13 protein-coding genes are annotated in these 19,735 nt (G+C 67.0%); 12 read left to right on the top strand and 1 reads right to left on the bottom strand.

Annotation, left to right across the window (positions count from 1 at the left end; genetic code table 11):
- Window positions 1–10: 10 nt before the first annotated feature.
- The 12 genes from PVZ77_RS13075 (at window position 11) to PVZ77_RS13130 (ending at window position 18,491) form a co-directional block, all read left to right on the top strand.
- Complete coding sequence (locus tag PVZ77_RS13075) at window positions 11–1,282, top strand: flippase (RefSeq protein WP_273806900.1); 1,272 nt, start codon at window positions 11–13, stop codon at window positions 1,280–1,282.
- Between the two features lie 56 nt (window positions 1,283–1,338).
- On the top strand, window positions 1,339–2,373 hold the full coding sequence (locus PVZ77_RS13080) for a glycoside hydrolase family 5 protein (protein ID WP_310045648.1): 1,035 nt from the start codon (window positions 1,339–1,341) through the stop codon (window positions 2,371–2,373).
- 285 nt (window positions 2,374–2,658) lie between these two features.
- A complete protein-coding gene (locus tag PVZ77_RS13085) occupies window positions 2,659–3,771 on the top strand; it encodes a polysaccharide biosynthesis/export family protein (protein WP_273806901.1) in 1,113 nt (370 codons plus the stop codon).
- 327 nt (window positions 3,772–4,098) lie between these two features.
- Window positions 4,099–6,855 carry a bifunctional glycoside hydrolase 114/ polysaccharide deacetylase family protein gene (locus PVZ77_RS13090; RefSeq protein ID WP_273806956.1) on the top strand — a complete coding sequence of 919 codons (2,757 nt, stop codon included), beginning with the start codon at window positions 4,099–4,101 and terminating at the stop codon, window positions 6,853–6,855.
- Window positions 6,836–10,432 (top strand): tetratricopeptide repeat protein, encoded by a 3,597-nt coding sequence (locus tag PVZ77_RS13095; protein WP_273806902.1) that lies wholly within the window; start codon window positions 6,836–6,838, stop codon window positions 10,430–10,432. Before PVZ77_RS13090 ends, PVZ77_RS13095 begins: the two co-directional genes overlap by 20 nt.
- 22 nt (window positions 10,433–10,454) lie before the next feature.
- Complete coding sequence (locus PVZ77_RS13100) at window positions 10,455–10,970, top strand: penicillin-binding protein activator LpoB (RefSeq protein WP_133860416.1); 516 nt, start codon at window positions 10,455–10,457, stop codon at window positions 10,968–10,970.
- Complete coding sequence (locus tag PVZ77_RS13105; RefSeq protein WP_273806903.1) at window positions 10,970–12,343, top strand: PelD GGDEF domain-containing protein; 1,374 nt, start codon at window positions 10,970–10,972, stop codon at window positions 12,341–12,343. The genes PVZ77_RS13100 and PVZ77_RS13105 overlap by 1 nt, the downstream gene beginning before the upstream one ends.
- On the top strand, window positions 12,321–13,310 hold the full coding sequence (locus PVZ77_RS13110) for a HEAT repeat domain-containing protein (protein ID WP_273806904.1): 990 nt from the start codon (window positions 12,321–12,323) through the stop codon (window positions 13,308–13,310). The genes PVZ77_RS13105 and PVZ77_RS13110 overlap by 23 nt, the downstream gene beginning before the upstream one ends.
- Window positions 13,307–14,830 carry a GT4 family glycosyltransferase PelF gene (pelF, locus tag PVZ77_RS13115; RefSeq protein ID WP_273806905.1) on the top strand — a complete coding sequence of 508 codons (1,524 nt, stop codon included), beginning with the start codon at window positions 13,307–13,309 and terminating at the stop codon, window positions 14,828–14,830. Before PVZ77_RS13110 ends, pelF begins: the two co-directional genes overlap by 4 nt.
- Before the next feature lies 1 nt (window position 14,831).
- Window positions 14,832–16,202 carry an exopolysaccharide Pel transporter PelG gene (gene pelG / locus PVZ77_RS13120; protein ID WP_273806906.1) on the top strand — a complete coding sequence of 457 codons (1,371 nt, stop codon included), beginning with the start codon at window positions 14,832–14,834 and terminating at the stop codon, window positions 16,200–16,202.
- Between the two features lie 80 nt (window positions 16,203–16,282).
- Window positions 16,283–16,894 (top strand): hypothetical protein, encoded by a 612-nt coding sequence (locus PVZ77_RS13125; RefSeq protein ID WP_273806907.1) that lies wholly within the window; start codon window positions 16,283–16,285, stop codon window positions 16,892–16,894.
- A gap of 103 nt (window positions 16,895–16,997) precedes the next feature.
- Complete coding sequence (locus PVZ77_RS13130; protein WP_273806908.1) at window positions 16,998–18,491, top strand: aldehyde dehydrogenase; 1,494 nt, start codon at window positions 16,998–17,000, stop codon at window positions 18,489–18,491.
- A gap of 43 nt (window positions 18,492–18,534) precedes the next feature.
- On the opposite strand, the gene PVZ77_RS13135 is transcribed toward PVZ77_RS13130, so the two are convergent.
- Window positions 18,535–19,587, bottom strand: a complete 1,053-nt coding sequence (locus PVZ77_RS13135; protein ID WP_273806909.1) for a hypothetical protein — start codon at window positions 19,585–19,587, stop codon at window positions 18,535–18,537.
- Window positions 19,588–19,735: the final 148 nt, after the last annotated feature.

Raw genomic sequence — 19,735 nt, forward strand, 5'->3', positions numbered from 1 at the left:
CACCCCCACGATGTCGATGATCAAAAACAGCACCTGGAACATCCTGGGTGTCGTCATTCCCAGTGCCATCGCGCTGCCCACCATGGGCGTGCTGTCGCGCCTGCTCGGTGTCGAGCAATTCGGCCTGTTCACCCTGGCCTTCGCCATTGTCGGCTATGCCACCCTGTTCGATGCCGGCCTGTCGCGCGCGGTGATCCGCGCCGTCGCCATGCACCACGGCGACAAGGAGCGCAACCGGCTGGTCATGGGTACGGCCACCGGCGCCGTCATCGGCTTGAGTCTGCTGGCGACGCTGCTGCTGTGGTTCGGCGCCGGCAAGGTGGTGAGTCTGCTGCACGTCTCGCCCGAGCATTTCGACAATGCCGTGGCCGGCTTTCGCTGGCTGAGCCTGTGCGTCCCGCCCTTCCTGCTGGCGACGGTCTGGTTCGCCTACCTGGAAGGCAACGAGCGCTTCGGCGAATTCAACATCCTGCGGACCTTCTCCAACAGTCTGCTGGCGATCGCGCCGCTGATCGCGGTGCTGATCGAACCGAGCTTTTCCGCCACCGTGATCGGCCTGGTGCTGGCCCGGATCGTCTCCATGGCGCTGGCCTACTGGCCGCTGCACAAGGATTTCCCGGAAGGCATCCGTACCTTCAAGGTCGAGGTGTTCAAGGAGCTGTTGAAATTCGGCAGCTGGATGACGGTAAGCAACATCATCAGTCCGCTGATGGTCTACTTCGACCGCTTCGTGCTGTCGCACATGGTCGGCGCCAGCCGGGTGTCCTTCTACACCGCCCCGGCCGAGGCGGTCTCGCGGATGCTGATCATCCCCAATGCCGTGGCCCGGGTGGTGTTCCCACTGCTGAGCAAGAGCGGCGAGGACGCCGCGCGCCAGGCCAACAAGGCCTTCTGGGGCCTGCTGCTGATCAGTCTGGCGATGGTGCTGCCGATCCTGGCGCTGGCGCCCTGGATCATGACCGTATGGATGGGCCCGGAGTACGGCGGCGATGCCGCGCAGATCCTGCGCATCCTGGTGGTGGGCTTCATCTTCAACGCCCTGGCGCAGATTCCCTTCGCCAAGATCCAGGCCCGCGGTCATTCGCGGACCACCGCGATGATCCATCTCGCCGAACTGCTGCCCTACCTGGGTCTGCTGGTGGTCTGCATCCAGCATTTCTCCATCATGGGCGCCGCCATCGCCTGGACCATCCGGGTGACCGTGGACTATCTGGCGCTGGAATACTTCGCCCGGCGCACACCGCCGCTGCAACCCACGCCGGTCTATCAGCAGAGCTCATGAGGGAGCCTGCCTTGACGAATTTCCGCAACACACGAGAGGTGCTGTCCGTGTCACGAGTGAAACGTCGTATCGGTGGTGGCCTGCTGGCCACCATCTTGTTGTCCGCGGCGCTTTATGGCCAGGCTCAGCCCGAGTCGGCGACGGCCAAGGTGGACCTCATCGGCATCAACATGTCGGCCGCCGGCTTCGCCGGCCAGGTCCTGCCCGGCGTGGAAGGCACCAACTACTTCTATCCCACCGAAGATTACTTCCGCCGCTACGCGGCCAAGGGCATCCGCTTCATCCGCTTCCCCTTCCTCTGGGAGCGGGTGCAACCCCAGCTGGGTGGTGACCTGGACCAGGCCCAGGTCGCGCTGCTGCAGCGCACCCTGGATTTCGCCGACAAGTACGGTATCCGCGTGATCCTGGACATGCACAACTACGCGCGCTATCGCGGTCAGCTGATCGGCTCGTCCCAGGTGCCCTACGCCAGCTACGCCGATGCCTGGAAACGCCTGGCCCTGACCTTCCAGAAGCATCCGGCGCTGTACGGCTACGATGTCATGAACGAGCCCCACGACACCCAGGGTCTCTGGCCCCGCGCGGCGCAGACGGCCGTGGACAGCATCCGCAGCGTCGACATGCAGACGCCGATCTTCATCGCCGGCGACAGCTGGTCCAGTGCCCAGCGCTGGCCCCAGGTGAATGGCGATCTGCTGATCAAGGATCCGGCGGACAACCTCATCTATGAGGCCCATATATACTTCGACGACGATTCCAGCGGCAATTACGCCTCGGGCATGAAGGGCGTCCATCCCATGATCGGCGTGGAAAGAACCCGCCCCTTCATCGAATGGCTGAAACAGCACAATTTGCGCGGCTTCGTTGGCGAATATGGGATACCTGCACACCCACAGTGGCTGGAAGCCATGGACAATCTGCTGAGCTATCTGGGCGAGCAGTGCGTACCCAGCGCCTATTGGGCGGCCGGTCCGGGCTGGGGCGACTATCCTCTGGCCATCGAACCGAAGAACGGCGCGGAGAAGCCGCAGACGGCCCTGCTGCAAAAACACCTGAACAAACATGACTGCCAAGTCATAGGACCTCGTTAGCGGAGATGTGACAGATTTCGAACGGCGTCACCTTTTTCCGCTCCCGTGGCGCTGAACTCGATGGCTAAAGGCCAGTCCTAGACCAGCAGACTCAGGTGCTCATACAACTAAAAGCTGAGGCCTCGAGTTCTCTCGCACGCTGGACAGACGGGTCACATGGAACCTGGTCCACCGTCGAGGCTCGCCGCGTCTCGCGAAGGAACACCATGAATAACCGGCTCGTTGCTTCTACCTTCCGATTTATTCCTCTTGCTCACACTCAATCAGCAATCAAGGACGAATGACATGAAAACCAAATTTACCGCTCTGGCCTTGCTGTCCGGCATCTTCCTGCAAGGTTGTGCCTACTCCCCGGGTCAGTACCTGGACCAGGACGACCTGAAGAGCGATCCGAGCATCCAGGGCACCAAGGTCCAGCTGATCCCGATCACCAGCTCGCTGCTGATGAGCCAGGATTCCGCGGCCCTGTCCAAGGCTCCCGACCTCAAGCCCCTGCTGGACTACAAGCCGCAGGCTTACCGCGTCGGTGCGAGCGACCTGCTCTACATCACCGTCTGGGATCACCCCGAACTGACCGCTCCGTCCGGCGCCCAGCAGCAGCTGGAAGCCAACGGTCGCCTGGTCCGTCCGGATGGCACCCTGTTCTACCCCTACGTCGGCACCGTGCGCGCCGCCGGCAAGACCCTGGAAGAGATCCGCACCGATATCTCCCGCCGTCTAGCCACCTTCATCGACAATCCCCAGATCGACGTCAGCGTGCTGAAGTTCGGCAGCCAGAAGGTCACCATCTCCGGTGCTGTGAACAAGGGCGATGCCATTCCCCTGACCACCAAGCCCATCACCCTGGTGGAAGCCCTGGGTCAGGTCGGTGTGGCCAACAGCGGTGGCGCCGACCTGACTGGCGTGACCCTGGTCCGCGACGGCAAGGAATACCGTCTGGATACCGACAGCCTGAACCGCAAGGATTCCAAGCTGTACGGCATCTACCTGAAGGACGGTGACAGCATCCACCTGCCCTACAACGATGCCCGCAAGGTATACGTGGTCGGTGAAGTCCGCTCCCCGGCAGCGGTCAGCTACAAGATCACCAACCTGAACCTGATGGAAGCCCTGAGCGAGGCCGGTGGCATCCAGCAGGAAACCGCCAACGCCGATGCCGTCTACGTCATCCGTGGCCCGGAAGATCTGAAGGCGCCGGGTGCCACTGCCCAGGTCTTCCACCTGGCGGCCAAGAACCCGACCGCCTATGTGCTGGCGCAGAACTTCCATCTGCAGCCGCAGGACGTGGTCTTCGTTGGCCCGGCCGGTATCACCCGCTGGAACCGCTTCGTCAGCCAACTGCTGGGTTCCACCAACATCCTGTCCTCCAGCGCCAGCCTGAACAGCAGCTTCAAGTAATAGCGCTCGCTTGCCGTCATGCCGGTTACCGCCGCGCATGACGGCAATTCCTCTGACTTTCTGCTACACCCCCTCTGCATCCCCGCACCATTTCTCCCGCCAGAAAATCTGAAATCCGCTGCCTAGACGGCCTCGCCCGTCGCCGATTAATTATTTCGATACCTGTTAGCCCCGTAATTGCTGCCGCTCGGCCTGGCGCAGGCAGTTTTTCGTCACGCTTTTGCGTAATGTAGCTAACCTGATACCGAAGTTGGGCACGTTTAAGGACTGGGTGTGGCGTCAGGCAAGGCAACAAGAGCAAGGTCCCGCTTCGGTTGGTGGCGCAAGCTGACAGTAGGGCTGCTGGGCTATCTGTCCCTCCTGGGGACGGCCCTGGCGGCGCCCGCCAGCGTGGCGTTCTGGTACGCGGAAAAGCCGCCGGTAGCCGAACTCGCGCAGTTCGACTGGGTGGTGCTCGAACCCGGCCATGCCAGCGCGGCCGATGTCCGCGCCCTGCACGAGGCCGGCGCACAACCCTTCGCCTATCTGTCCATTGCCGAATTCGCCGGCGATGCGGCGGCCCTGGAAAAGGCCGGCCTCAGTGCCGGTGCCAGCCCGGTGGCCAACAAGGCCTGGGGCAGCCAGGTGATGAACCTGGCATCGCCGGTCTGGCGTGCCCATCTGCTCGAGCGCGCCGCCCAATTGGCCAAGGCCGGTTACACCGGGCTGTTCCTCGATACCCTCGACAGTTTCCAGCTGGTGGCCGAGGACCAGCGGGAAAGCCAGCGCCTGGCGCTCAAGAGTCTGCTGGCCGACCTGCACCGCCGTCAGCCGTCGCTCAAGCTGTTCTTCAATCGCGGCTTCGAGGTGCAACCCGAATTGCCCGGGGTCGCCGCCGCCATGGCGGTCGAATCCATCTACGCGGGCTGGGATGCCGGCAAGAAGACCTATCGCCCGGTCAGCGCCGCGGATCGCGAATGGCTGCAGCCGCGGATCGAAGCGGCGCGCAGTGCCGGTATTCCGGTCATCGCCATCGAGTACCTGCCGCCGGAGCAGCGCGACGAAGCCCGGCGCCTGGCCAAGCGGCTGCGCGACGAAGGCTACGTGCCCTATATCACCACCCCCGACCTCAACACCCTGGGCATCAGCTCGGTGGCCCTGCAGCCACGCCGACTGGCGCTGCTCTACGATGGTCGGGAAGGCGCCCTGCGCCAGTCGGCGGTGCACCGCTTCCTGGGCAGCGCCCTGGAGTACCAGGGCTATCGCCTGGACTATTTCGATGCCTCCAAGCCACTGCCCGCGGCCTGGCCCAGCGCCCTCTATGCCGGGGTGGTGGTCTGGATGACCAGTGGCCCGCCGCCCAATTCGCGGGATTTCAGCGACTGGATCGGCCAGCGCCTGGACGAAAAGACGCCATTGCTGATCCTTGGCGGTCTGCCGCTGGACAACGAGGCCCTGATCAAGCGACTGGGCCTGGGCGTCAGTCGCAAGCCGCTGCCCGACAACCTGACCCTCAAGGTGGCGGACCCTGCCCTCGCCGGCAACTTCGAGGCACCGGTCAAGTTGCGGACGCGTGACCTGCCCGCCGTGCAGACGCTACCCGGCGGGCCGACACCGGTGGTCAGCCTGAGCGGTCCGGGCGGGACCTTCGTGCCCATGGGCGTGGCCGCCTGGGGCGGCTTCGCTTTCGGCCCCTATGTCATGGAAGACGGTCCCGAAGCCAGTCGCTGGATCATCGACCCCTTCGCCTTCACGGCGAAGACGCTGCAACTGCCGCCCCTGCCGGTGCCCGATCCGACCACGGAAAACGGCCGGCGCATCGCCACCGTGCACATCGACGGCGACGCCTTCGCGTCCAAGGCGGAGATTCCGGGCGCGCCCTTTTCCGGCCAGGTGGTGCTGGAGCGGTTCATCCAGCCGCATCCCTTTCTGACCTCGGCCTCGATCATCGAAGGCGAGGTCGGCCCCAAGGGCCGCTATCCGGAGCTGACCGCGCAACTGGAGCCGATCGCCCGCCGCCTGTTCGCCGATCCCAAGGTGGAAGTGGCCACCCACACCTTCAGCCATCCGTTCTTCTGGCAACCGGCGGTCTCCGAGCAGAGCGAGAACTTCGAAGCCCAGTACGGCTACATGATGCAGATTCCCGGCTACGACAAGGTGGATTTCACCCGGGAGATCGTGGGCTCGACGCGCTATATCAATGAACGCCTGACCACCCCGCAGAAGCCGGTGAAGATGGTGTTCTGGTCCGGTGACGCCCAACCCGATGCGGCGACCCTCAAGCTCGCCTACGACAACGGCCTGCTCAACGTGAACGGCGGCAACTCGCACATCACCCGGTCGCAGCCCTCGGTGAGCGGCCTGTATCCCTTCATCCGCCCCACCCCGGGCGGTCTGCAGTTCTATGCGCCCATCATCAACGAGAACGTCTACACCAATCTCTGGCGCGGTCCCTATTACGGCTTTCGCGATCTGCTCTATACCTTCGAGCGCACCGAGCATCCCCGCCGGCTGCGTGGGCTGAATCTCTACTACCACTTCTACTCGGGCACCAAGCAGGCTTCGCTCAAGGTCATGGAAGAGATCTACCAGGGCATGGCCGCCGAGCATCCGCTGTCGCTGTGGATGAGCGACTACCTGAGCCGCCTGCGGGGCTTCTATACCGCCAGTCTGGCCCGGGAAGACGACGGCAGCTGGTCGATCAAGGCCCTCGACGGTCTGCGCACCCTGCGCCTGGATCCGCGCCTGGGCTGGCCGGATCTGCAGCGTTCGAAGGGCATCGCCGGGGTCCGCGACCTGCCGCAGGGACGCTACGTCCACCTGGCCGGCGCTCAGGCGCGGCTGGTCCTGCGCGACAGCCGCGATCCCACCCCCGCCCTCGAAGAGGCCAACATCCCGCTGCAGCAATGGGACTACCTGTCGCCGACGCGTATCCGCTTCGCCTTCGCCGGGCAATTTCCGCTGGAGATGACCCTGCGCGCACCCTCGGCCTGCGAGGTGCGGGTCGGTCGCGAGCGCTACAGGGGCCAATCAGGCCAGGCCGGACTGCTGACGTTCAAACTTCCGCTAACACGAGTGAGTGACGGTGAGATCGTCTGCGGCTAAGAAAACCCGGCTCCTGAGCGGTTGGACACTGCTGGGGGTCGCGCTCCTCACCGCGCTGGTGCTGGTGCTGACCTTTCATGGCAAGCAGGTCTTCCTGCCCGGCGAGGAGCCGGCCGACCAGGTCTCCATCAGCTATGCGCAGGTGCTGCTCAAGGCGACGCCGGACGATACCGGGCTGCGCATGAAGCTGATCGACCAGTTGATCGCCCTGGGGCGCATCGACGAGGCGCGGCGTCAGTTGCAACTGCTGCCCGAGCCCCTGGCCTCGACGCCCTTCTACGCCCTGGAAATGGACATCCTGCAGGCGGAAGCCCAGCCGCAAGGCCTGGCCGACGCCGATCGCGAACGCCTGGCGCAACGCCTGAGCGCCCTGGACGTGGCGACCCTGAGCACGCCCCAGCTGCAACGGGTGGCCGAGCGCGCCCTGCAACTGGCGGATCCGGCCACCGCGGCGCAGCGTTACGTCGAGCTGGCCCGGCGCGATCCGCCGCGGCGCCAGCAGTGGCTGGAACAGGCGGCGCGCTGGAGTCTGGCCGGTGGCCGTCAACAGGAGGCCGCGCGTCTCTATCTGCGCCTGGCCGATCTCGCCGATTCGGCCGAACAGCGCCAGGGCTACCGGCACCAGGCCTTCGATGCCTGGCTCGCCGCCGGCCAGGGCGCCGAGGCCGCCGCCCTGCTGGAGCAGGAATTGCCGCGTCTGCCAGCCGATGCCAGCGGTCTCGCCTGGCTGCAGGCCGGGGTGGCGGCCGCCCAGGGCAGCGGGCGCCTGGATCTGGCCCAGCGGCTGATCGAGCGCTGGCGCGAGTGGCAACCGGACGATCCCGCCGCCCTGGAGGCCGCCTACCGGCTGGCCCTGGGCCGCGGCGACACCGAGCGGGCCTGGGAGGAAGGTCATCAGCTGCTGGCCCTGCGCCCGGACGATGAAAAATTGCTCGCGGAACTGGCCCAGCTGGGCGAATGGACCGGGCATATGGACGAAGCCCTCGACCTCTGGTTGCGTCTGCTGGCACGCCAGGACGATCCGGCCCGTCGCGACCACGCCTGGAAGCTGGCCGCCCGGGCGTTTCGCTTCGATGCCGTGGCCGAGTTGCTGGCCGAGGCATCGCGGCAGCGCCAGCTGGACAAGACCGAACTGGATGCGCTGATCTTCGCCTACGAGTCCCTGGGCGATCCCGCCGCCGAGGAGCGCTGGCTGCGGGACTACATCAGGCGTCAGCCCAGGCAGCGCCTGGCCTGGGAGCGACTGCAGCAGCTGCTGGCCCGTACCGAGCAGGGCGATGCCGAAGCCGCGGGCTGGGCAGCGTTCGGCAAGAAATTCCCGCTGACCAGCGCGGAGTATCTGACCTGGGCGGGCACCGTCTGGGAGCTGTTCAAGCCCGAAGAGGCCTGGAAGGTGCTCGAGGGCATGCCGGCCAAGCAGCGGCAGGGCGACGACTACTGGCGCCTGCGGGCGGAGCTGGCCTGGGAACTGGAGCGCGACGGCGAGGCCCAGTTGGCCTTCGAACGCCTGGCCGCGAGCGACAAGGGCCTGGCCGCCAACGACGAGGACCGGCTGCTGGCGATCTATCTGCGCACGGCGCCGCGCAAGGCCCTGGCCTTGCTGGAAAAGAGCTGGGAAAAGCACAAGGACCAGAAGCGCCTGAGCGACGCCCTGCAATGGGCCGAGCAACTCAAGGACACGGCGGCGCTGGAGCGGCTGCTGGCCAGTGCCGCGCGCGCGCCGGCCTCGGCCGACAACCCCGCCGTCTGGCTGGCGCGGTCGGGTCTGGACTTCCAGCGTGGCCGCGTCGCCCAGGCCGAAGAGGGCTATCGCCAGGCGCTGCAGCGCTTCCCGGACGACGACAGATTCCGCGAACGGCTGCTGTGGCTACTGATCGACCAGAATCGCCAGGCCGAACTGGCCACCCTGCTGCGCGACTGGAAGGGCCGGGCCCGCGACAGCGACGTGCTGTGGCTGCCCTTCGGCAGCGGCCTGGTGCTGCTGGGCCAGGCGGAAGAGGCGCTCGGCTGGTATCGCCGCTACCTGGACGCCCATCCCCAGGACTGGCTGGTGCAGGCCGCCTATGCCGACGCCCTGGACGCCGCCGGTCACCAGGACGCGGCGCTGCGGCTGCGCAAGGCGGTCACGCCGCACCTGGCCAACGACGAGGTGCCGGCCACCCCCGAGCGCTATGCCACCTACCTGCGCCTGCTCTCCAGCCTGCGCGGCCCCCAGGCGGCGCTGGCCCAGGCGCGCGCCTGGCAGGACGGCTCGCCGAGCATGCTGCAACTCTGGTTCGACCAGTGGCTCGATGCCCTCAGCCAGAACAACGACGACGGCCTCAAGAGCGAATGGCTGGCCTGGGCCAAGAGCCGCGGGCTCAAGGTCCGCCAGTACGAGCAATTGCAGGAGGTCCTGCGCCGGCAGAATCGTGGCGAGCTGGAGAAGTTGCTGGCGGCCGGCGATCTGGATCCGGCGCAGCGCGTCGAGGTGCTGCAGCGCCTCGGCCATGCCGGCGACGCCCAGGCCGCGGCCCTGACGGCCGCCGGCGACGAACCACCGGAGGTCATCCAGCGGCAGCTGCTGCGCCAGGCCACCGAGCAGGCCGAGCGCACGCCCAATGGCGTCCAGGCCGGCTGGGAGCGCCGCGACTATGGCGGCCTGGTCGAACAGGGCAGCGAGGTGCGCGCCGCCCGGCGACTCAGCGATGACGTCTACGCCGATGTCCAGCTCAAGCAGAATCGCGTGGAGAGCAGCGGCCTCAAGTCCGATGCCCTGGGCAACGAACACCAGATGCTGCTCAAGGTGCTGAAGAATCTGGCCGACGGCGGTCTGGAAACCACCGTCGACGCCAGCCAGCGGTCGGACAGCAATCGCCTGGGCCTGGGTGTCGCCCGCACCTGGCGTATCGATGGCAACACCGAGATCGAGGCGGCCCTGGACTGGCACCGGCAACCCGACGAGAGCGGCTATCTGCGCGCCCTGGGCCGGCGTGACAGTGTCAGCCTGGCGGGTCGCCACAACCTTACGCCACGCGACCAGCTGAGCTGGCGGGCGGCGCACAACCGCTATTCCAGTCGGGACGGGGATGCCCTAGGCAGCGGCTTCGCCTTCAACCTGGAGCTGAGCCACATGATCTTCTTCGAAGGTCCCGCCTGGCAGGTGCGCAGCGGCATCACCTACCAGCAGAACAGTGCGCGCAGCACCCTGCCCGCCAGCGTTACCCGCTACCTGCAGCCGCTGGCCGGCAGTGGCGAGAACGGCGAGGTCACCGTGGCCGACCTGGAGGCCCTGGGCGGTACCCAGCTCCTGCAGGATCGCTATGGCCAGCTCTATGTCGGCAGCAGCTGGCGGCGCGGCATTCCCGGTTCGCTCAACCGCACCCATCCCCAGTACAGCTGGCTGGTGGACACCCTGGTCGGCTGGCAGTGGACCGAGCGCGAATTCAACTACGGTTTGAATGTCGGCCTGGGCATGGTAGTGCTCGGCGACGACGAACTGGCGTTCACCGCCGGCTACCAGTCCGCGCCCCAGGGCAGCGGCGGTCAGGCCGGCAGCACCCTGGGCATTCAATACAGCAATCGAATCGGTCGCTAGGCCGCTTCAAGGGAGAAACCTCATGAACATCACGCGTCTGCTCGTCGCCAGTGTCGCCACCGTGCTGCTGGCCGGCTGCTCGAGCTTTACCCGTCCCAGCGGCGAGGCCCTGCCCAAGGATGCGCGCTGGGGCCTGGTGCCCCTGGCCAACTATGCCCAGGCTCCCATGGCCGGCGATCGTGCCGCGCAGATCCTGGTCAGCGTGCTGGGCGAGCGTGGCATCCGCCCGCAGGTCTATGACGACAGCCAGGGCGGCAATCCCAGCGACGACGAAAAGGCCCGCCAGCGCGCGGCCCTGGACTGGGCGCGGCAGCAGAATCTGCAATACGTGCTCACCGGCAGCGTGGACGAGTGGCAGTACAAGAACGGCCTGGACGGCGAGCCGGCGGTGGGCGTGACCCTCCAGGTGATCGAGCCGGCCAGCGGCCGGGTGGTCTGGAGCAACAGCGGCGCCCGCTCCGGCTGGTCGCGCGAGAGCCTGGCAGCCACCGCGCAGAAGGTCCTGCGCGGCACCGCGCAAGAGCTGCAGTTGCGCTGATGGCCCTGCAATCCGTCCACAAGGACTACACCCTGGCGCCCCGCGCCAGTGGCCGCCTGTCCTGGCTGGAAACCCTGCTGGTCACGGCGGCCGCCCTGGGACTGGGATTCTGGCTGGTGCCGGAAGACCCGCTGATGGTCGGCCTGGCCTTTCCCTGGGTGGTCTTCGCGCCCATCCTGATGGGCGTGCGCTATGGCTTCATGCGTGGCCTGGTGAGCGCCAGCCTGCTGGTGGTGGCGCTGCTCTATCTGCACCGCCAGGGCTATCCGGCCTACGAGGAGATCCCGCCGTCCTTTATCGTCGGCGTGCTGCTCAGCGCCATGCTGGTGGGTGAATTCCGCGATCTCTGGAATCGTCGCCTGGAGCGCCTGGACCTGGCCAACGACTATCGCCAGCTGCGCCTGGACGAATTCACCCGCGCCCACCACCTCCTGCGCATCTCCCACGATCGCCTGGAACAGCGTGTCGCCGGCAACGACCTCAGCCTGCGCAGCTCCCTGCTCGACCTGCGCCGCCAGTTGCGCGAGGTGCCCCGCGAGCAGGACGCCCTGCAGGCCCTGGCCGAACCCATCGTCGGCCTGCTGACCCAGTACGGCTCGCTGCGGGTGGCCGGGCTGTACCGGGTCGATGGCAATGGCCGGGTGGATCGTCGCGCCCTCGCCAGCCAGGGCGAGATGCCCGGCGTTGATCCCGATGACCTGCTGGTGCGCCTGACCCTGGAACGCGGCGAGACCCTGAGCATCCGCCAGGCGCTGCTGGAGCGCGGCGAGACCCAGCATTCCGCGCTGCAGGCCTGCGTGCCCCTGCTGGACACCGAGGAGCGGCTGCTGGCGGTGCTGGCCATCGAGCAGATGCCGTTCTTTTCCTTCAACGAACGCACCCTCAATCTGCTGACCATCCTCGCCGGCCATATCGCCGACCTGCTGGGCAGCGATCACCAGGCGCTGGCCCTGGCCGACGACGACGCCCAGCAATTCTCCCAGCATCTCAAGCGTTCGCTGCGCGATGCCCAGCAGCACGCCCTGCCCGCCTGCCTGTTCTGCTTCGAGATGACCGAGGCCGACGGTGGCGAGCGCGCCCTGGCGCTGCTGGAGGGCAGTCGCCGCGGCCTCGACCTGCAACTGCGCCTGACCAACCAGGCGGGCCACCCCTGCCTGCTGGTGCTCCTGCCGCTGACCTCTTCCGATGGCCTGGAAGGCTATCGCCGCCGGCTGCGCCAGCTGCTGGCCGAACGCCATGGCCAGGACAGCACCCTGGAAAGCCTGGGCGTGCGCAGCCATGAACACGAGCTGCTGCCCAAGACCCGCGCCCAGGAGTTGCGCGTCTTCCTGTTCAACGAGTGTGGCCTGCATGAACAGCAAGTGGCTGTTTAGCGGCGCCTTCGCCTTCGAGGCCAGCAGCTGGGCGCTGCTGTTCGCCAACCTGCCGGTGGCGGCGGCGGCCCTGGCCTTCGTCACCGCCCATGCCGCCGGCAGTGCCCTGCTGGCGGGTGGCGTCTGGCTGTTGCTGCCCAAGCGCTATCAGCGCCCGCTGCCCTGGAGTCCGCTGTTCCTCTTCGCCCTGGCCTTCTTCATTCCGCTGGTGGGCGCGGCCGGGGTGATCGCCGCGGTCTTTCCGGCGCTCTATCTGCCGCGCAAGCGCCGCGAGATCGCCTGGGAAGCGCGCAGCGTGCCCAATCTGCCGTTCCGCCCGCTGGAGCGCCGCGAGGAGATGCTGTTCAGCGATGGCGGCCTGCAGGACGTGCTGCGTCATGCACCCAGTGCCGACAAGCGCCTGACCGCGCTGTTCGCCACCCGCCGCATGCCCGGGCGCGACGCCATTCCCATCCTCAAGCTGGCCCTGCGCGATCCGGCCGACGACGTGCGCCTGCTCGCCTATTCGATGCTCGACCAGCAGGAAAGCCAGATCAACCAGCGCATCGAGACCCAGCTCGGCGAACTGGCCAGCACGCCCGCGGAACGCCAGCCGGCGCTGCACGGCACCCTGGCCCGCGGCTACTGGGAGCTGGCCTATCTGGGCCTGGCCCAGGGCAGCGTCCTGCGCCACGTGCTCGGCCAGGCGCGGGAACATGTCGAACTGGCCCTGGCCGGTGAAGAAAACGAAGAGCTGCGCATCCTCGCCGGGCGCATCGCCCTGGAACAGGGCGAGCCGGAACGGGCCCTGGAATTCTTCCAGGCCGCCGAAGCAGCGGGCGTGCCCCTGGCCCAGCTGGCGCCCTTCCGCGCCGAAATCGCCTTTCTGCGCCGCGATTACGCGGTCATCCCGGCACTGCTCGACAGCCTGCCGGCGGATCTGAAGAAGCGGCCGCCGTTTGCCGCCCTGGTGAAGTACTGGTTATGAAAGACGCCCCCGCCGCGACCGTGACGCCCGATGTCTGCCTGCTCCTGGAGGGCACCTGGCCCTATGTGCGCGGCGGGGTGTCGAGCTGGGTCAACCAGCTGATCCTCGGCCTGCCGGAGCTGACCTTCTCGGTGTTCTTCATCGGCGGTCAGCGCGAGAACTACGAGAAGCGCCACTACGCCATCCCGCCCAACGTGGTGCACATCGAGGAACACTTCCTCGCCGGCTCCTGGGTGCCCAAGGGCGCGCCCATCAGTCCGCGGCGCCAGGCGCCGGTGCAGCTGCTGCGCGATCTGCACGCCTTCCTGCACCACCCGGACGAACCCAGCGCCGCCCAGGGCGATGCCCTAGTGGACGCCTTCGCCCAGGGCAGCGTGACCCTGGACGACTTCATGTACAGCCGCGCCAGCTGGGAAGCCATCACCGAGGGCTACGAGCGCTATTGCACCGACCCGTCCTTCGTCGACTACCTCTGGACCCTGCGCGCCATGCAGGCGCCGCTGCTGATGCTGGCCGAGGCCGCGCGACGCCTGCCACGGCCGCGGATGATCCATTCCATCTCCACCGGCTATGCCGGCATGCTCGGCGCCATCCTGCAGCGGCGCTGGGGCTGCAACTTCCTGCTCAGCGAGCACGGCATCTACACCAAGGAGCGCAAGATCGACCTGGCCCAGGCCAAGTGGATCGCCGAAGGCCCGGACGAGGCCCTGCGCACCGGGCTGGACGTGGACGTCAGCTACATCCGCCGGCTGTGGATCCGCTTCTTCGAGCGCATCGGGCTGCTCACCTACAAGGCCGCAGATCCGATCATCTCGCTCTATGACGGCAACCGCCGCCGGCAGATCCAGGACGGCGCAGATCCCGCGCGCTGCCGGGTGATCCCCAACGGCATCAGCCTCACCCAGTGGCAGGACGCCCTGGAGCGCCGCCCCGAGGGCGTGCCGCCGGTGGTCGGGCTCCTGGGCCGGGTGGTGCCGATCAAGGACGTCAAGACCTTCATCCGCGCCATGCGCGGGGTGATCAGCGCCATGCCCGAGGCCGAGGCCTGGGTGGTCGGTCCGGAAGACGAAGACGAGGAATACGCCGCCGAATGCCACAGCCTGGTCACCAGCCTGGGCCTGGAGGGCAAGGTGAAATTCCTCGGTTTCCAGAAGATCGGCGACATCCTGCCCAAGCTCGGCCTCATGGTGCTGACCTCCATCAGCGAGGCCCAGCCGCTGGTGATCCTCGAAGGCTGGGCCGCCGGCGTGCCGGTGGTGAGCAGCGACGTCGGCTCCTGCCGCGAGCTGATCGAGGGCTCCATCCCCGAGGACCGCGCCCTGGGCACCGGTGGCAGCGTGGTCGCCATCGCCGATCCCCAGGCCACCGCCCGTGCCATCCTCGCCCTGCTGCGTAATCCGGGGCGCTGGCAGGCCGCGCAGCGCACCGGGCTGGCCCGGGTCAATCGCTACTACACCGAGCCGCTGATGCTGGAACGCTATCGCGAGCTCTACCAGGACGCCATCGGGAGGATCGTCTGACATGGCCGGCATCGGCTTCGAACTGCGCAAGATCCTCGCGCGCGACTCCTACACCGCCACCCTGCGTGCCTATGTCTACGCCGGTCTGATCAGTTCGGGCCCCTGGGTGCTGTCGATCATCAGCGTCATGCTGATCGGCGTGCTGGCCACCGGCATCGTCACCCCCAGCGTGCTGATCCGGCAATTCCTGGTCACGGTGACCTACCTCATGGCCAGCTCGCTGATCCTCACCGGCGGCCTGCAGCTGTATTTCACCCGCTTCGTCTCGGACCGGCTGTTCGAGGAGAAACAGACGAGCATCCTGCCCAATCTGGTGGGCATCCTGCTGCTGGTGACCCTGGTCGCCGGGGGCCTGGGCTTCCTGCTGCTGGCCACCCTGTTCGACCAGCCCTTCGCCTACCGGCTGCTGGTCCTGGCCAACTTCGTCACCCTCTGCGATCTCTGGCTGGTGATCATCTTCCTGTCGGGGATGAAGGCCTACAACCGCATCCTGGTGGTGATGACCCTGGGCTACGCCATCATGATCGCCGCCGCCTTCGTGCTGCGCTTCCTCGGCATGAACGGCCTGCTGATGGCCCTGCTGCTGGGCCACGCCGCGCTGCTGTTCATGTTTCTCTACGACATCATCCGCGAGTACCCGGCCGACCGCCTGGTGGCCTTCGACTTCCTCGATCGCAAGCAGATCTTCCTCAGCCTGCTGGTCACCGGGCTGTTCTACAACCTGGGCATCTGGGTCGACAAATTCGTCTTCTGGTTCAATCCGCTGACCTCCGACGCCGTCATCGGCCCCCTGCGCGCCTCCATCCTCTACGACCTGCCGATCTTTCTCGCCTACCTCGCCATCATCCCCGGCATGGCGGTGTTCCTGGTGCGCATCGAGACCGACTTCGCCGAATGGTACGAGCGGGTGTTCAACGCCGTGCGCGGCGGCGAGACCCTGCAGCACATCAGCCAGCTCAAGGAACAGATGATCCTGGCCATCCGCCAGGGCCTGCTGGAGATCTGCAAGGTCCAGGGCCTGACCCTGGTGCTGGTGTTCCTGCTGGCGCCGCAGCTGCTGGCCTGGCTCGGCATGTCGCACTACTACCTGCCGCTGTTCTACATCGACGTGGTGGGCGTGAGCATCCAGGTGGTATTCATGGCCCTGCTCAACGTCTTCTTCTACCTGGACCGGCGCGACACCGTGCTGATGCTCTGCACCCTGTTTCTCGGCCTCAACCTGGCGCTGACCCTGCTCAGCATCGAACTGGGTCCGAGTTTCTTCGGCTACGGCTTCACCGTCTCCCTGGCCTGTTGCGTGCTGCTCGGCCTGCACCGCCTGGACCGGGTGCTGGACGACCTGGAATACGACACCTTCATGCTCCGGCACTGACGGCTGCCGGCACCGGACGAACGGTGTGACCCGCCCACCCTGGAGGCGTCCAACACAGCTCAGCCCTGCAGGACCCTGCCATGAATACCGCCGCCTTGCGCCTCGTGATCCAGACCACCCAGGTGCGCGCTCGGGACAGTGGCGAGGCCAGTCGCACCTTTGCCGACCAGGCGGCGCGCACCACCAGCGCCGACGCCACCCGCGGCGCGGCCCTGGAGCGCTTCGCCAGTGCCTATGTCGACAAGGTGCCCGATGCCCTCGAAGCCCTGCTGCTGCAGGCGCGGGCGGTGGCCTTCGAGGCGCCCCTGGCCGGGGTGCTCGAGCGCGCCCTGGCCGGTTTCGCCCCGGCGGCCCTGGCCCAGGCGCCCTCCGCCAGCCTGGCGCTGCTGGCCGCGGCCTATCGTCTCCATCGTCTGCTCGAAGGCCTCCAGCAGCGCCTGGCCGCCTGGTGGGGCGCCACTGGCGAATCCACGGCGCCCAGCCTGGGCAATCTCATCGCCCACCAGGTGCTGGGGCAGCTCACCGTCGCCGCCCTGGAAGACGCCGTGGACGGCTGGCTCGATGACCTGGACGCCAGCGTCGAGGCGCCGCTCACCCAGCAGTGCTTTCAGCCCCGGCAACGGCGCGGCGCCCTGGCCACGGCGCGGCCAGCCCTGACCTTGAGTCGCCAACGCCAGCGCAGCGTTCGATAAAATGCACGTTTCGGCGCCCTTGGCGGCCGACTGTCAAATATATTGATAACCCTCCCGGGCCGGTTTAGGGTGGCTGCTCACCGCCATTAGCGAGGAGTCACCCATGAGCTTGCCCAGCCGCGCCGAGTGGGAGCAGCGCTTCCAAGGTCTCACCCTGGAAGGTCGCGCCTTCATCGACGGCGCCTATGTCGACGCCGCCGCCGGCGCCACCTTCGATTGCCTGAGTCCGGTGGACGGACGCTTCCTCGCCAAGGTCGCCAGCTGTGACGCCGCCGACGCCGACCTGGCCGTGGCCGCCGCCCGCGCCGCCTTCCAGAAGGGTACCTGGGCGCACCTGGCGCCGGCCCAGCGCAAGCGCGTGCTGATCCGCTTCGCCGACCTGCTGCTGGCCAATGCCGAAGAGCTGGCGCTGCTGGAAACCCTGGACATGGGCAAGCCCATCGCCGACTCCTTCTCCATCGACGTGCCCGCCTCGGCCAATGCCATCCGCTGGAGCGCCGAGGCCATCGACAAGCTCTACGACGAAGTCGCCCCCACGCCCCATGACCAGCTCGGCCTGGTCACCCGCGAACCGGTCGGCGTGGTCGCCGCCGTGGTGCCCTGGAACTTCCCGCTGATGATGGCCTGCTGGAAACTCGGCCCGGCGCTGGCCACCGGCAATTCGGTGGTGCTCAAGCCCTCGGAGAAATCGCCGCTGACCGCCATCCGCGTCGCCCAGCTGGCCCAGCAGGCGGGCATCCCCGCCGGGGTGTTCAACGTGCTGCCGGGCTACGGCCATCAGGTCGGCAAGGCCCTGGGCCTGCACCCGGACGTCGACACCATCGTCTTCACCGGTTCCACCCGGGTCGCCAAGCAGCTGCTGGCCTACTCCGGCGAATCCAACATGAAGCGCGTCTGGCTGGAAGCCGGTGGCAAGAGCCCCAACATCGTCTTCGCCGATGCCCCCGACCTCAAGGACGCCGCCGCCGCGGCCGCCAGCGGCATCGCCTTCAACCAGGGCGAGGTCTGCACCGCCGGCTCGCGCCTGCTGGTGGAGCGCTCCATCAAGGAGGAATTCCTGCCGCTGGTGGTCGAGGCCCTCAAGGGCTGGAAGCCCGGCCATGCACTGGACCCCGAGACCAACGTCGGCGCCCTGGTGGACACCACCCAGCTGGAAACCGTGCTGCGCTACATCGAAGCCGGCCATGCCGAAGGCGCCACCCTGGTGGCCGGTGGCAAGCGCACCCTGGAAGAGACCGGCGGGGTCTATGTCGAGCCGACCATCTTCGACGGCGTGAGCAACGCCATGAAGATCGCCCGGGAAGAAATCTTCGGCCCGGTGCTCTCGGTGATCACCTTCGACACCGCCGAGGAAGCCGTGCAGATCGCCAACGATACCCAATACGGCCTGGCCGCCGCGGTCTGGACCCGCGACATCTCCAAGGCCCACAGGACCGCCCGCGCCCTGCGTGCCGGCAGCGTCTGGGTCAACCAGTACGACGGCGGCGACATGACCGCGCCTTTCGGCGGCTTCAAGCAGTCCGGCAACGGTCGCGACAAGTCCCTGCACGCCTTCGACAAGTACACCGAGCTCAAGGCGACCTGGATCAAGCTGTAAGCCCTCGGCAGGCTGATCCCGGTCGGGGTCAGCCGGTCTCCCTTCAGCGTTGGTAGACCGTCGCCTGGTTACCGAAGCCGCTCTGCGTGATGCGCGCCGTGGAGCCGACCTGGTCGATCGCCGCCGAATGGGCATCGCCGGTCTGGCCGATGAAGGCACTGGCGCCGCTGAAGCTGTCCGGCACCGTGTCCTGGGTAATGGACGCGAGGTTGCCACTCCCCTGCTGCTGGAGCTCCGCCTCCACCCGCACGCCGCTCTGGACGAAGGTCGCCTGGTTGGCATCGCCTGCGCTGATGCCGGCGATCCGGGCTTCCAAACCGGTTTGAGCGGCGCTCAGCCCATTGTTGTTACCCTGCTGGCTGAAGGTGATGTCGCTGAAGCCGGCGCGCTGTGACAGCGTCGCCTGGTTCCCATTGCCCGCCTGGGTCAGCGCCAGGGTACTGCGATAACGACTGGTAACCTGGTCCGCCTGGATGCCGTTGCCATCACCCTGCTGGCGCAAGGTGGCGCTGCCGCCGGCGAATGAGACGCTCTGCGTCAGCTGCACGGCGTTACCGTTGCCGGTCTGGACTACCTCGGCCACCCCGCCGCTGCGCTGCTCCACCATCAGCCGGTTGCCATCCCCGGCAGTGGTCGCCCGCAGCTCGTTCCCACCAAAACCCGCCTGACGCACACTATGGACGTTGAGATCGCCCGCCTGACGCAGATAGGCGGAAGCCGCATTGCCGCGCTGCTCAAGTTCCAGGCTGTTACCCGCGCCACCGCCGGTCTGGGTGATTTCTGCGAAGTGGTTGCCGTTTTCCAACTGGGTCACGGCAATCTGCTGATTACTGCCTTCCTGGAAAATCTGCAGCCCATTGCCGCTGGAGGTCTGCTCGATCCGCGCCTGGGCACCAAAGGCCTGGCGCTGTTCGAGGGTCGTGCGATTGCCGTCGCCGCTTTGCAGTTGCTCAACGCTATTGGCGCGACCACCGCTCTGGTTCAGGGTGGCCTGATTGTCATTACCGGTCTGGGTCAGGGTGATGCTCTGCTCGACAGCGAATGCCGGCGCTGCGAAGCCAGCGAGCAGCGCCGCCAGCAAGGTAGGGGTCTTCATGACGGTCTTCCGCTCCAGTGGAATCTACTGGGGACAGGACGACTAGCCGCGACCCCGGCGAGATGGCGGAATCGACCGTACTGCAAGGAGGGCGTCGCGCACGGACGACCCGTGCTGAGTGTGATCAGCCAGGCCCCCATCGCCATCC

Source organism: Pseudomonas sp. SHLD1, from assembly GCF_028640935.1.
GTDB classification, from domain to species: Bacteria; Pseudomonadota; Gammaproteobacteria; order Pseudomonadales; family Pseudomonadaceae; genus Chryseomonas; species Chryseomonas aestiva.